This window comes from Nonomuraea phyllanthi (assembly GCF_006334985.2).
GTDB lineage: Bacteria > Actinomycetota > Actinomycetes > Streptosporangiales > Streptosporangiaceae > Nonomuraea > Nonomuraea phyllanthi.
In genome coordinates this window covers 308,746-322,211 of sequence record NZ_VDLX02000011.1, presented here as the reverse complement: position 1 = coordinate 322,211, position 13,466 = coordinate 308,746, and the positions used below count along the sequence as shown (strand labels likewise).

The 13,466-nt window shown below is 73.5% G+C and carries 10 protein-coding genes; 5 read left to right on the top strand and 5 right to left on the bottom strand.

The features are described from left to right. The first annotated feature begins 7 nt into the window (after positions 1-7). Both FH608_RS29090 and FH608_RS29085 read left to right on the top strand, forming a co-directional pair. A complete protein-coding gene (locus tag FH608_RS29090; protein ID WP_139633799.1) occupies positions 8-1,132 on the top strand; it encodes an oxidoreductase in 1,125 nt (374 codons plus the stop codon). A 53-nt stretch (positions 1,133-1,185) separates the two neighbouring features. Continuing rightward, positions 1,186-2,052, top strand: coding sequence for a polysaccharide deacetylase family protein (locus FH608_RS29085; protein WP_139633798.1), 867 nt, complete (start codon positions 1,186-1,188; stop codon positions 2,050-2,052). A 19-nt stretch (positions 2,053-2,071) separates the two neighbouring features. On the opposite strand, the gene FH608_RS29080 is transcribed toward FH608_RS29085, so the two are convergent. Continuing rightward, complete coding sequence (locus FH608_RS29080) at positions 2,072-3,628, bottom strand: PucR family transcriptional regulator (protein ID WP_139633797.1); 1,557 nt, start codon at positions 3,626-3,628, stop codon at positions 2,072-2,074. A gap of 78 nt (positions 3,629-3,706) precedes the next feature. On the opposite strand from FH608_RS29080, the gene FH608_RS29075 reads away from it, so the two are divergent. Then, on the top strand, positions 3,707-5,179 hold the full coding sequence (locus tag FH608_RS29075) for a purine-cytosine permease family protein (RefSeq protein WP_226900010.1): 1,473 nt from the start codon (positions 3,707-3,709) through the stop codon (positions 5,177-5,179). Beyond that, positions 5,176-6,156: an asparaginase gene (locus FH608_RS29070; RefSeq protein WP_139633796.1), complete on the top strand. Its 981-nt coding sequence runs from the start codon at positions 5,176-5,178 to the stop codon at positions 6,154-6,156. Before FH608_RS29075 ends, FH608_RS29070 begins: the two co-directional genes overlap by 4 nt. 357 nt (positions 6,157-6,513) lie before the next feature. Here FH608_RS29070 and FH608_RS29065 read toward each other — a convergent pair whose 3' ends face one another. Next, positions 6,514-7,356, bottom strand: coding sequence for a universal stress protein (locus FH608_RS29065; protein WP_139633795.1), 843 nt, complete (start codon positions 7,354-7,356; stop codon positions 6,514-6,516). Positions 7,357-7,649: 293 nt separating this feature from the next. Here FH608_RS29065 and FH608_RS29060 point away from each other — a divergent pair, with 293 nt between their 5' ends. After that, positions 7,650-10,241 (top strand): bifunctional acetate--CoA ligase family protein/GNAT family N-acetyltransferase, encoded by a 2,592-nt coding sequence (locus FH608_RS29060; RefSeq protein WP_139633794.1) that lies wholly within the window; start codon positions 7,650-7,652, stop codon positions 10,239-10,241. A 30-nt stretch (positions 10,242-10,271) separates the two neighbouring features. Here the strand turns inward: FH608_RS29060 and FH608_RS29055 are convergent, their stop codons facing one another. The 3 genes from FH608_RS29055 to FH608_RS29045 all read right to left on the bottom strand — a co-directional run bounded on the left by FH608_RS29055 (position 10,272) and on the right by FH608_RS29045 (position 13,369). Then, positions 10,272-11,129 carry a universal stress protein gene (locus FH608_RS29055; RefSeq protein ID WP_226900009.1) on the bottom strand — a complete coding sequence of 286 codons (858 nt, stop codon included), beginning with the start codon at positions 11,127-11,129 and terminating at the stop codon, positions 10,272-10,274. A 363-nt stretch (positions 11,130-11,492) separates the two neighbouring features. Continuing rightward, positions 11,493-12,494: a phosphotransferase enzyme family protein gene (locus FH608_RS29050; protein WP_193318682.1), complete on the bottom strand. Its 1,002-nt coding sequence runs from the start codon at positions 12,492-12,494 to the stop codon at positions 11,493-11,495. 95 nt (positions 12,495-12,589) lie between these two features. Then, positions 12,590-13,369: an NAD(P)H-dependent oxidoreductase gene (locus tag FH608_RS29045; RefSeq protein WP_139633792.1), complete on the bottom strand. Its 780-nt coding sequence runs from the start codon at positions 13,367-13,369 to the stop codon at positions 12,590-12,592. Between the last annotated feature and the right edge of the window lie 97 nt (positions 13,370-13,466).

Genomic DNA, 13,466 nt, shown 5'->3' with positions numbered 1-13,466 from the left:
CACCATCATGTGCGCATCACACCCCGCGCTGCTGCCGGCCCTGGTCGGCGGCATCGACCTGGCCAACCGGCTCGCGGTCGCCCCGATGACCCGGGTCTCCGCCGCGCAGGACGGCACCCCGACGGCCGAGATGGCCGACTACTACGCGGGCTTCGCCGACGGCGGCTTCGGCCTGCTGATCACCGAGGGCACGTACACCGACACGGCCTACAGCCAGGGATATCTCAACCAGCCGGGCATCGTCACGGCCCGGCACGCGGCCGCCTGGCGGGACATCGCCGACCGGGTGCACGCCGCGGGAGCCCGGATCGTTCTCCAGCTCATGCACGCCGGTGCCCTGTCCCAGGGCAACCGCTACCGCAGCGAGAGCGTCGGCCCCTCCGCCGTGCCGCCGATCGGGGAGAAGATGCCCGAGTACGGCGGGCACGGGCCGTGGCCGGCGCCCAGGGCGATGAGCGCGGACGACATCGAGGAGGCCGTGCGCGGCTTCGCCGCCTCCGCGGCCCGCGCCCGCGCCGCGGGCTTCGACGGCGTCGAGGTGCACGCCGCCAACGGCTACCTGCTGGACCAGTTCCTCACGGACTACACCAACCGGCGCGACGACGCCTACGGCGGCCCCGTCGCGAACCGGGTGCGCCTGACGGCCGAGGTGGTGTCGGCCATCAGGGCGGAAGCCGGGGAGGACTTCTGCGTCGGCGTGCGGCTGTCGCAGACCAAGGTCAACGACTTCGTCCACCGCTGGCGCGGAGGCGCGCACGACGCGCGGATCATCTTCGCCGCGCTCGCCGCCGCCGGGTCGAGCTACCTGCACATCGCCAGCGAGGGGCGCGACTGGATCGAGACCGCCAGGCTGGACGGCGGCCTCACGATCACGGGGCTGGCACGCCAGGTGACCGGCCTGCCGGTCATCGCCAACGGCGGCATGCACGACCTGGCGCAGGCGGCGCAGGTGCTCTCGGACGGCCACGCCGACGTGGTGTCCGTCGCGCGCGGCGCGCTGGCCAACCCCGACCTGCCCCGTCGCCTGGCCGAGGGCGTGCCGCTGGAGGAGTTCGACCACATGATGCTGCAGCCCATGGCGACCCTGGGCAACGCCCGCCTGTGGCGGCACGCCGCCGAGGTGCCGGCGTGACCCGGCCGGATGCCAGACTGTGACCTCTCAGCACCAAGGGGCAGGTGAGCCGCGTGAGTGACCACTGGTACGGCACGGCCGCGGCCGTCGTCACCCTCACCTTCGACGTGGACGCCGAGTCGCCGATTCTCGCCCAGGGACGCGGCTACGCACGGCATGCGACGACCATGTCGCACCAGGCGTACGGCCCCGACGTGGGGCTGCCCCGCATCCTCGCGATGCTCGACGAGCTCGGCGTCCCGGCCACGTTCTTCGTGCCCGGCTGGGTGGCCGAGCAGCGGCCGGGGCTGGCGGCCTCGATCGCCGACCGCGGCCACGAGGTGGCGCACCACTCCTACAGCCACCGCCCGCCCACGTCGATGACGCCGGAGGAGGAGCGGGCGGACTTCGAGCGCGGCCTCGCGGTGTTCGACGCCCAGGGCGTCGAGATCACCGGGCACCGGGCCGCGCTGTGGGAGGCGTCATGGCAGACGGCCGCGCTCGTGGCGGAGCACGGCCTGCTCTACGACTCCTCCCTGATGGGGGACGACCGGCCGTACCGGGTGCCGACGGAGTCGGGCGACGTCGTGGAACTGCCCGTCCACTGGTCGCTGGACGACTGGGAGCAGTACGCGTTCCTGCCGGCGCCGCACGTCGGCTCGGTCATCGAGTCGCCCGCGAAGGCGCTGGAGCTGTGGCGCGCCGAGCTCGACGGGATGCGTCACTACCGGTGCCTGTTCAACCTGTGCGTCCATCCCTTCCTTTCGGGCCGGCCCGGCCGGGCGCTGGCGCTGCGGCGGTTGGTGGAGTACGCCCTGGAGTGCGGTGACGTGCGGTTCGCCCGCTGCAGGGAGGTGGCCCAGGCGGCGGCGGCCGATCGGAGTCTGCCGGTACGCCCGCCACGACCGCCCGCCGTCGATCCCGGGATCTACCCCGGCTGAGGGAGGCCGGGGCCGGCGGTCAGCTCATGGCGTCGATGGACAGGGCGAGGAACAGGTCCACCCGGTCCTCGGTGCGGCTCACGTCCCTGCCCGTCAGCTCGGCGATCTTGGTGAGCCGGTTGCGCAGCGTATTGACGTGGATGTGCAGGGCGGCCGCCGTCGCCGCCCAGTGCCCGTCCTGATCGAGGAAGGTGCGCAACGTCTGCTCCAGGTCGCCGCCGCGCCTGGCGTCATGCTCCCTGACGGGCGCCAGCAGGTCACGGGAGAAACCGCGCAGCGTGCCGGGGTCCACCAGGCCGAGCAGCAGCCGGTGCGTGCCGAGCTCGACGAAGCTGCGCACCGGAGGTCCGCCGCGGCTGCGGCGCAGCACCCGGCACGCCTCCCGCGCCTGCATGAGCGGCTGCCTGAGCTCCGCCGCATGCGGTGCGATGGCGCCGAGCCCGGCGACCGGCCGCCGCCCGGGGAAGCGCCCGTCCACGCTCTGGACCAGCCGTTCGGCGAGCCTGGACAGCTCGCCCTCCGGCTGCCGCCAGGTGAGCACGGCCACGACGTCCTGGGTGCCGCCCGCGACCACGGACGGCACCCCCTCGTTCGCGAAGAAGTCGCCCACCACCTCGGCGAGGCCGTGCAGCGTGGGCCCGTCCTCGTCGGCGAAGGCCATCGCGCAGACCGCGAGCGGCCCCGTGGGATCCACGCCGAACGCCCGCAGCCGTTCGGCCACCTCCCCGGCGCGCCGCCCGCCGGACAGCACCATCTCCAGCAGCTCGCTGGCGAACCGCAGCTCGATGGCCTGCACGGCCTGCTGCTTGGCCACCTCCAGGCTGAGGAACTTGGCGGCCTGCTCCAGGGCCTCCCGCTCGACGGAGGTGAGGGCGGAGAGCGGGCGCAGGCAGACGAGCGCCGCGTCGACGTCACCCACCGCGCCCACCGGGTACAGCGCCGCGAGGCCGGCGCGCAGCCGCAGCTCCAGCGCCGGCGGCCGTCTGGCCAGCCCGGCCGCCACGATGAGCAGCTGCTCGTCGTCCAGCTCGGCCCCGGCGGCGGCCAGCAGCCTGCCGGTCCTGTCGACCACCACCAGCGGCAGGTCGTGGTCGCGGGTGAGGACGCGGAGCACGCCGGAGGCGCCGGCTCCGCGCGAGATCGCCGTGGCCAGCGCGTCACCCCTGCGCACCATGCCCACCAGGGTCTGCTGGCGCTGGTCGGTGTAGAGCGCGGCGACCGCGTGGGAGATCGCGGTGAACGGCACCTCCACGGAGATCTCCAGCAGCGGCAGCCCGGCCTCCTCGCAGGCCTTCACCAGCTCGTCGGGGGTGCGCCGCACCTCGGCGCGCAGCCCGAACACGATGCCGCCCGCCCTGGCCCGCCGCACGTTGGCCACGAACTCGGCCGGTGTCGCCTGACCGGCCCACAGGCCGTTGGTCAGCACCAGCTCGTGCTCTCTGACGTACGGGAACGGGTCGGGCAGCTCGGTATTGTGAACCCACACGAGAGGTTCGTCCAACGCGCCCGGCGGGCCCGGGACCAGCAGGCGCAGTCCGAGTGAAGCGTCCTCGAGCAGGGAACCCAGCGTGAACACCCTGTGAATATAAACAGCCGATGGCGAGATTGCTAGAGCTTCGTCCACTCCCCTGGCGGTGGTGGTGGGTGTTTGGGTGTGAGCGTCACATCGGAGGAGGACACCACCATGCCGACCAGCAGCAACACCACCCCCGCCGGCCACTCGGAGGTCCGGTTCGACGCCCATGGCATCGAACCCATCCCGCCCGCGGCGCGCGACTCCACCTCATGGCAGCAGTTCTGGATCTGGATGGGCGCCAACATCGCGCCGATCAACTGGGTGCTCGGCGCCCTGGGCGTCACGCTGGGCCTCAGCGTGATCGAGACGATCGCCGTCGTGGCCATCGGCAATCTCGCCGGATGCGCCGTGTTCGGCCTGTTCAACCTGATGGGCCACCGTACCGGCGTCAACCAGATGGTGCTGGGCCGCGCCGCCTTCGGCCGCCGGGGAGCGGTCGTCCCCGGCGTCGTCCAGGGCCTGCTGACCATGGGCTGGGTGGGCGTCAACACCTGGGTGGTCCTCGACCTCGTGCTGGCGATTCTCGCGCAGCTGGGGGTGCACGGCGGGACCGGGCTGAAGTACCTGGTGGCGCTCGTGATCATGGCCGCGCAGCTGGTTCTCGCGCTCTACGGCTTCTACGCCATCCGCACCTTCGAGAAGTACACCGTCCCGGCGACCGTGCTGGTCATGGCGGTCATGACCGTGCTCGCCGTGGCCCATGCCGACACGGACTGGACCACCGCCGCGGCGGCGACGACCGGCTCCAAGGTCACCGCCGTGACGCAGCTGCTCACCGCGATCGGCATCGGCTGGGGGATCAGCTGGCTGCCCTACTCGGCCGACTACAGTCGCTTCGTCCGGGCCGGGACGTCCGGCCGTGCCGTGTTCTGGTCCACGGCGCTGGGCACGTACGTGCCGACCGTGTGGCTCGCCGCCCTGGGCGCGTACCTCGCCGGCGCGGGGCATGGCGCCGATCCGTCCGGACTGGTGACGAGCGTCTTCGGCGTGATGGCCGTCCCTGTCCTGCTGCTGATCATGCACGGGCCCGTCGCCACGAACATCCTCAACCTCTACTCCTGCTCGCTCGCGGCCCTGTCGGTCGGCATCCGCGCCGCCCGGTGGAAGGTCACGCTCGTCGCCGGTGCGGTCGCCGCCGTGGTCCTGGCGGTCTTCGTCCAGGCCGACAGCTTCGCCCACGCGTTCGACCAGTGGATGGTGTCGATCCTCGTGTGGATCTCCCCGTGGGCCAGCATCGTGCTGGTCGACTTCCTCGTCCTGCGCCGCAGCAGGCTCGACGTGGCCACGCTCTATCGCGACGATGCCTCGCCGCACGGCCCCGTGAGCTGGAGGGCGATGGTGAGCCTCGGCGCGGGGCTGGTGGCGGCGTGGAGCTGGCAGTACGGCACGGTCCCCGCCACCCAGGGGCCCATCGCGCGGGCGCTCGACGGCACCGACTTCTCCTGGCTGTCGGGAAGCGTGGTGGCGGGCGGGCTGTACTACGTGCTGGCGAGAAGGGCCGCGGTCCGGGCGGCGACCGGCGTGCGCGAGAAGGAGATGCTGCCCCGATGAGCGGTCGCGTTCGCGTCATCACGACGGGAGGCACGATCGCCTCCCGTCGGGGCCTCGAAGGCGCGGTCAGCGTGGCGGTCTCCGGACGCGACCTGGTCGGCGCCGCCCCGGCGGGCGTGACGGTCGAGATCGACGAGGCGATGCTGGTCCACAGCTTCAACCTGACCCTCGACGGCGTGCGGCAGATCGCCGGACGCGTGTGCGCGGCGGCCGCCGAGCCCGGCGTGGACGGCGTGGTGGTGACCCACGGCACCGACACGATGGAGGAGAGCGCCTACTTCGTGGACCTGGTCCTCGGCCAGGACCGGACCGTGGTGTTCACCGGGGCGCAGCGGCACGCCGGCGAGCCTGACGGCGACGGGCCCCGCAACCTCGCGGACGCCGTACGGGTGGCCGCCGGCGCGGGCCGCGGGCTCGGCGCGGTCATCGCGATGGCCGGCGAGGTCCACGCCGCCCGGCTCGCCACCAAGGCGCACACCGTGGCCGTGAACGCGTTCGGCTCCCCCGGCCACGGCCCGATCGGCCACGTGTACGGCGGGCACGTGCGCGTGACCGCCACCCCGGTCCGTCCCGCCGGGTTCGGCCTCGCCGAGCTGGACGGGCCGATCGCCCGCGTGGACATCGTGCCCGTCTACGTCGGCGCCGACGGCGTACACCTCGCCGCCTCCAGGGCGGCGGGAGCGCGCGGGATCGTGCTGGAGGCGCTCGGCGCCGGAAACCCCACCCCGGGGGTGCTCCGCGAGGTCCGCGCGTGCGTCGCCGCGGGCGTTCCCGTGCTGGTCACCTCGCGCTGCCGCCGCGGCCCCGTCATGCCCGTCTACGGCGCGGGCGGGGGCGCGGACCTGGCGGACGCGGGCGCCGTCTTCGCCGGGGACCTCGGCGCGCCGAAGGCCAGGCTGCTGCTCGCCGTCGCCCTCTCCGCCGAGGCCGACCCCGGCAGGGCGCTCGCCCGCCTCCGCCCTCATCTCAGCCCGTGAGCACCAACAGGGGCTCGACCGCTCCACATATTGGGTGAGTCCGGGAACATGCGTGGGATTGGCCGCTACCGAACCGGTAAAACTACAGACGCACCAGTTCGTCACAATCCGTAATGAGAGAGGGGAAGTCATGCGCAAGACGATCATTGTCGCGGCGGTCATCGCCGCTGTCGCCGCGCTGTCGATTGCGAGCCGGTCGGCCTTCAGGAGCGGCTCGCGCCCGTCGAAGGCTCGCTCTTGACGGCTGTCGGCATGCGGTCACGGGGGTACACGAGTGAGGGAGTGCCCGCCTGATCGAGGCTCTCGCCGAGAGCGCCGCCGCGGGGCCGGGTCCCGCCACCCTCCACGCGGACCTGGTCACCCCGCCCGCTCGTCGCGTGGCCGTACCACCGCGACCGGGCACGCGGCACGATGCAGCACACCGTGACCGACCGATCCGAGCACCGCGGAGGCGAAACCGCCCAGCCCGCGCGAGCCGACCACGACCAGGTCCGCCGCGGCTGACGCCTTGACGAGCGCGGGCACCGGATGCTCGCTCACCTGCCAGCCCATGATCTCGACGCCGGGGTGGTCCTCGCGCCAGCCCTCCACCCGCTCGCGAGCCCTCTGCGCCTCCTCCCGGAAATCGTCGGCCAGCAGGTTGCCGTAGTCCGGCGCGTACGCCGAGGCGATCGGCGCCTGCCAGGCATAGATCGCGAGCACCCGCGCCTGGCGGGCGCGGGCCTGCTCGAGGGCGTACGCCATGGCCTCACTCGCGTGTCCGGACCCGTCGTCGCCGACGACGATCTTGCCGTACCGGGCGGCAGCGGGCGCGCGGACGACCACGACCGGCCCGGAGGCGTGCCCCGCGACCGCCATGCTCACCGAGCCGAGTATCAGCCCGGCGAAACCGCCCAGCCCCCGGCTGCCCAGCACCAGCGAGTCAGCCGTGCCCGACAGGTCGATCAGCGAGTCGACGACCCCGCCCTCGAGCGGCTCGGCGCTGACCTCGACGTCGCCGCCCACCCCGCGAGCCCGGTCGGCCGCGGCCTCCAGCGTGCCGAGACAGTAGGCCCTGCCGTCGAAGCCGGCCGGCCACCGCTCGCACACATGCACCACCTTCAGGGGCAGCAGCCTGCGCCGGGCGTCGGCCGCCGCCCACTCCACCGCCGCGTGCGATGGCTCGGAGCCGTCCACGCCGACCACGATCGGTCCGGCCATCTCCGGCCTCCTTCGCCCGGTTCTCCCCTTACCCATGCTTCCCGGAACGGACATCAGCGCACACGGTGTGGTCCATGTTCGCGGGCGCCTCTCGCGGGCAGGTGCACAGTCACCTTCAGTGTCGGAGCGAGCCGGAGCTCCGCCCAGGGCCGGGTGGCCCGGGCCGAGGGGACCTTCGGCCCGCGCCGCCAGGGCCGTCCGGCACTGCCGGGCGCGCCCGGCGCGCGGGAGCGTGGGATCCGAGGATCGAGCCGCGGTCCACGGGGAGACCCATGTCCCGATGGAGGCCCAGCATGTCCGATGAGTACGACGTCCTGTTGCGCGACGGTGGCATCGCCCACGTGCGTCGCCTGCGGCCCACGGACCGCGGGGCGCTGCACGAGCTGGTGGACCGCTCGTCGGAGCGCTCGGCGTACCTGCGCTTCTTCACGGCGGGACGCGGCACCGCGCACGCCTACATCGACGCCATCACGAGTGAGGGGTACGAGGGCCGCGCGCGGGTGGCCTGCCTGCACGGCCGGCTGGTCGCGGTGGCCGAGTACGTCCCCTCCGGTGAGGGCCGCGCCGACCTGGGCGTCCTGCTGGACGACGCCGTACACGGGCACGGCCTGGGCACGCTGCTGCTGGAGCACGTCGCCGTGGACGCCGCCGAGCACGGCGTGCGCGAGCTGGTGGCCGACGTCCTGGCCGAGAACCGGCCGATGATCCGGGTGCTGCGCGACCTCGGGCTGAACGTGACGCAACGCTTCGAGGACGGCACGCTGCACATCAGCGTCGCCGCCGAACCCACCCCCAGGCTGCTCGCTGCCATCGAGGCTCGCGATCACGAGGCCGGGCGGGCCTCGCTCGCGCGGGTGCTGGCGCCCCGCTCGGTGGCGGTGATCGGCGCGAGCCGCGACGAGCACGGAATCGGGCACAAGGTGCTGCGCAACCTCATCGACGGCGGCTTCTGCGGGCCCATCCATCCCGTCAACCCCAACGCCACCGAGATCGCCGGGCTGGCCTGCCACGCCACGGTCCCCCACGGCGTGGACCTGGCGGTCGTGGCGGTGCCCGCCCGGCAGGTGCCGCAGGTGGCGCGCGACTGCGCGGACGCGGGCGTGGCCGGCCTGGTGGTGCTCAGCTCGGGGTTCGCCGAGACCGGGCGGCGCGAGGCGGAGTCGGAGCTGCTGGCGCTCTGCCGTACGGCCGGGATGCGGCTCATCGGCCCCAACTGCCTGGGCGTGATCAACACCGGTGCCTGGCTGAACGCCAGCTTCCTGCCGCACCGCCCCGTCCGGGGACGCGTGGCGCTGCTGTCGCAGTCCGGCGCCGTGGGGGCGGCGCTGCTGGACCGGCTGGAGGTCTCCTCGTTCGTCTCGGTCGGCAACAAGGCCGACGTGAGCGGCAACGACCTGCTCGAATACTGGGAGGAGGACGACGACACCAGCGTGATCGCACTCTACCTGGAGTCGTTCGGCAACCCGCGCAAGTTCGCCCGTATCGCCCGCCGGGTCGGCAAGAGCAAGCCGGTGCTGATGGTCAAGAGCGGCCGCGGTCAGGCCGGGGGCCGGGCGGTGCGCTCGCACACCGCCGCCGCGGCCACCCCGGACGTGGCCGTGGACGCGCTCGCCCGCGCCGCGGGCGTCATCCGCCTCGACAGCGTCTCCGAGCTGATCGACACCGCCACGCTGCTGGCCGCCCAGCCGCTGCCGGCCGGGCGCCGGGTCGCCATCGTGGGCAACTCCGGCGGGCCGCAGGCGATGGCCGCCGACGCGTGCGAGCGCCACGGCCTGCTCGTCCCCGAGCTGCCGGTCCGGCTGCCGGACGCCCGCGCCGCCGCCGCGCTGGGCAACCCGGTCGACCTGACGGCCGACGCCACCGCCGCCGAGATCGGCGCCGCCGTCGAGGCCCTCGCCGCCTCGCCGGACGCCGACGCCATCCTCGTCGTCTACACACCGCCCTTCGGCGACGGCGTCGAGGCGACCCGCCAGGCCATCGCGGACGCGGCCAAGAGGGCGGCCAAGACCGTGCTGGCCTGCGTCGTCGGCTACGACGGCCTGATCGACGGCCGGGTGCCCAGCTACGCCTTCCCCGAGCAGGCCGTCGTGGCCCTGTCCCGCGCCGTGCGGTACGCCGAATGGCGCCGCCGCCCGATCGAGCCCGTCCCCGTCCCGCCGCCGGCCGACGAGAAGGGCGCCCGGCAGATCGTCCGCGCGGAGTTGGAGGCGCGCCCGGACGGCGGCTGGCTCTCACCTGCCGGCGCCGCCCGCCTGCTCGCCTGCTACGGCGTCACGCTGGTGGAGTCCATCGACGTGGACGGCGCCGAGTCCGCCGCCGCGGCGGCCACGAGCCTCGGGCTGCCCTCCGTGCTCAAGGCCACCGGCCCCGTGCACAAGAGCGAGGTGGGCGGCATACGGCTCGACCTGCGCACCCCCGACGACGTCCGGCGGGCCTACCACGACATGGCGGCACGCCTGGGCGCCCAGATGACCGGCGCGATCGTCCAGCGCATGCAGCCCGCGGGAGTGGAGATCATCGTGGGCGGTGTCAACTACCCGAGGTTCGGCCCGCTCGTCATGATCGGCATGGGCGGCGTCATGGCCGACCTGCTCGCCGACCACGCCTTCCGGGTGCCTCCCGTGATCGACGCCACCACCATGATCGACGAACTGCGCTGCGCCCCGCTGCTGCACGGCTACCGCGGCTCACCCCCCGCCGACGTGCCCGCCCTGGCCGACCAGATCGCCCGCATCGGCCGGCTGCTCGAAGACCTGCCGCAGGTCGCGGAGCTGGACCTCAACCCGGTCATCGTCACATCGGCGGGCACGGCCACGGTGGACGCCCGCATCCGGCTGGCGCCCTGCGATCAGCCGCCCTCGCCGCTGCTGCGCCGGCTGCGCTGAGAGCCGGGCCGACCGGCATGCCCGGCCAGGTCACGGCCGTCCCCGCAGCGCGCCGACCACCACCACCGGGCAGTGCGACCGGTGCAGGATCCCGTGGCTGACCGAGCCCAGCATCGCGGAGGCGAACCCGCCCAGCCCTCGCGAGCCCACCACCACGAGATCGGCCTCCCGCGAGGCCGCTGCCAGCGCCGGTACGGGATGTTCGCGGACCGTCGACGCGACCAGGTCGATGCCGGGGTGCTTGTCACGCCAGGCGATCAGCCGCTGCCTGATGTCGGAGACCTCGTCGACGGGCAGCGGCCCGAAGCCGGCGGGATGCGGGGTCATGGCCGGATACCGCTGCCCGTACAGGACGCGCAGGCGGCTCCGGCGGGCGGCCGCCTGCGCCATGGCGTACTCCAGCGCCATGTCCGCCCATCGCGAGCCGTCGTATCCCACCACGATGTCGCCGCCACCGCCGCGCGGCAGCCTTCGCACGACCACGACAGGGCATTCGGCGTACCCGGCGAGGCCCAGCCCGACCGAGCCGAGCACCAGCCCCGCGAAACCGCCCCTTCCCCTGCTGCCCACCACCACGGCGTCGGCCGTCTCGGACTCCGTCTTCAGCCGCTCGATCACCGCGCCGGTGACCAGGGCCGTCGAGACCCGCGCTCCCGGGGCGAGCTCGCGGGCCCGTGCGGCCGAGTCGGCGAGCAGCCTGTCGCACCGCTCGGTCCGGGTCTCCTCGTCGCTGGAGGCGCCGAGCGGGTGCTCGGCCAGCCAGGGCTCGCGTACGTGGACGACGCGCAGAGGCAGGTGCCGGCGCTCGGCGTCTTCCGCCGCCCAGGCCAGTGCCGACCACGCGGTCGGCGAGCCGTCGACTCCCACGACGATCGCTGCGTCCATCATCGGCCTCCCTCGTCGCCCTCCCCGGGATCGCGTGCCGGCTCGCCCGGGCGCCGGAGATCGACGCGGGCCCCGGGTCCTGACCTCCGGGAATCCTCTACCCGGAGGTGCGGCGCACCATCGTCCACCGCGACGTGGAAGCCCTGGCTCCGCGCGCTACCTTCACCCGTTCGCGGGCAGTCGTGAGCTGAGTGCCATGTAGCCATGAGGGGGGGCTGTCATGGATTGGCCTGTCGCGATCGTCATCATCTCCGTGATCCTCGCCGTCGCGGTCGTCATCACGACGTTCATCGCCCGCCCCAGGAAGTAGCGCGAGATGCTCCCTGTCACCTGAGGCCCGTCGGGACCTCCGGCGGAAGCCCGGTATCAGCCGCCGGCGTCCGCCAGTGACCGGAGCTCTCCGCCGTTGGCCTCTAGCCAGCGGGTCGTGTCCTCCAGCTTGCGGACGCGGTCGGTGACCTCGCCGAGCCGCGCCTTCCCGTCCAGCCAGCGGCCCGCCCGCGACAGGGCGCTGCCGGCCGCCCGGGCCAGGAGCAGCCGGGGCAGCGCGTCGGCCTCGGCGGGGTCGAGCGGGCGGACCGAGGCGTACCCCCGGAGGAAGGCCGCCGTGCGGAGCCGCCAGTCGCGCGTCTCCAGGGCCCCGCTGTAGAACAGCGCCGCCATCACGTCCTGGACCAGGAAGCCGACCCCGGCGAACTCGAAGTCGAGCAGCCCTCTCACTTCCCCGGTGTCCTCGTCGACCAGCACGTTCGAGGCCGCCAGGTCACCGTGGATGAGCTGGGCCGGCAGCCCGCCGCCGCCCGAAGCCCACTCCCGCCCGACGCGGCGTGCCACGGCGTCGAGGCGGGCGACCCGCTCCGCGCCGACCCCGGCGGCACGCAGCCGGCGGCAGAGTTCGCCGACGTGCGGCACGGCGGGGTGCGCCAGAGGGTCGCCGCGCCAGTCCCCCAGCCCGTCCTCCGGCGGCACGCCCAGCAGCGCCTCGCCGAGCAGCCCGGCCGCCCGGCCGAAGCGCTCGAGCGCCGTCCGGTCCGTGAGGTCGGGCCGCACGCCGGAGATCCACCGGCAGACGGTGGCGGGCCCGGACGCGGTCTCGATCACCGTGTCCCCGCCGCGCGCGGCGACCGGCTCAGGCACCCGGAAGGGGAGCCCAGCCTCGCGGAGCCGCCGCAGGATCCGGTGCACGGCGCCGACCTGCGCGGCGGACAGGGTCTGGCTGACCTGGAGCACGAAGCGCAGGCCCCCCCGGCGAAGCAGGAACGTCCGGTTGTTGGTCCCCTGCTCGGCCGGGATGACCGTCGTGTCCGGGGGAAGATCCCACGCCGCCAGCAGCCGGGGCAGAGACTCCAGGTCGGTCGGCGCGGTCACGCGTCCATTCTGGCGGCCCGCCCAGGCCGGCCCGCAACCGGTTATGAGCACGACGGCGGCATCCACCTCTACGGACTCGGCCGGCCAGCCGGCGGCTAGGGCCGCACGTGCAGCCCGAAACCCGAGCGGCCCGCGGGCTCCAGCCCCTCCTTCAGGCTCAGCGACGGGATCTCGTAGTCGCCGAAGTTCTGCCGCCGGAACGCGATCGGCTCGGTCGACTCCAACGTCAGCAGCCGCTGCTCCCAGGCCTTGGCGATGTTCGGGAACTCCTCGTCGGTGGTCCGGTCCGCGCCGTACAGCACGAATGGCGGCAGCACCTCGATCCCCGGGTAGTACAGGATCCCGTGGTGGAACGGGAACAGCAGGTCGTCGATCGGGCCGTTGATCCCGCGCTCGGCATAATGCGACTCCCAGCCGCCGACCGTCACCGACAGCAGCGCCCGCCTGCCCGCGAGGGTCCCCTCACCGTAACGCTCTCCGTACTTGACGTCGTTGTGCTCGCCGACGCCGTACGCGAAGTGGTACGTGAAGACCCGGTCGACCCAGCCTTTGAGGATCGCCGGCATCGTGTACCACCACAGCGGGAACTGAAAGATGATCATGTCCGCCCACAGCAGCTTCTCCTGCTCGGCAAGGACGTCCGGGGTGAGGGTCCCGGTGTCGAAGGCCCGCCCCGAGTCCGCGACGAGCTTCAGCCGGCTCGAAGCGGACGGGCCGAAGTCCTCGGCGTCCACGACCGGCTTCCAGCGCATCGCGTACAGGTCACTGACCCGCACCTCGTGCCCCGCCCCCTCCAGCGTGGCCACCGCCAGGTCCTTCAACGAGCCGTTGAGCGACCTCGGCTCCGGGTGGGCGTAAACGATCAGTGTCTTCATGCCGGCTCCTTCGAATCAGATGCCTTCGATCCTGCACACCCGGACGGCCGCCGTTCAGGGGCGCCTCTTCCGTCGGACCCGACTTCCTGGTACTGGC